General features: G+C 31.3%; 1 pseudogene. It reads right to left on the minus strand.

Features of this window, described 5'->3' with window-relative positions:
- Positions 1-147: 147 nt before the first annotated feature.
- Positions 148-505, minus strand: a pseudogene (locus tag CQA38_RS09280) (alpha-2,3-sialyltransferase); the annotation flags it as partial.

Raw genomic sequence — 505 nt, forward strand, 5'->3', positions numbered from 1 at the left:
AACGCCTTGCTCCATCTCGAACCAAGAAGCTAAGCACATCGTGGGTGATGATACTACGCCTTACTGGCAGGGGGAAAGTAGCTTGTTGCGGACTTTGTTATTATTTTTACTTTCTTTTATTTTTTCTTGGTTTTATTTTATTTGTTTTTATAGTTTATCTTTTTGAATATTTGCTTCTTTTTTGCAATGAGTATTTTTAATCCTCTTTAACTCAAAGAGAAATTTCACATATCCTCCCTTAAGTATGTTTTTATGAGCTTGTATCAAAGCTTCTCCTAACTTATAACTTAAATGCTCTTTTGCTTTTAAAGCTTCGTGATAATCTTCATAAGCTTGCAAAGGTGGAAGTTTTAAATTTGGATTTGCTTTAATTTGTTCTTGATAAAGTTTTTGAGCTTTTTTGTGTTTGTTTTGAATCTTTAGCAAAGTAAAAGGCAAGCTTATGATACCACTTGTATTTTTTGAGTTTTGTATCATTGCTAAGCCAAGTTTATAAGAAAGTGTG

This window comes from Campylobacter sp. MIT 12-5580 (assembly GCF_005406235.1).
Lineage (GTDB): Bacteria > Campylobacterota > Campylobacteria > Campylobacterales > Campylobacteraceae > Campylobacter_D.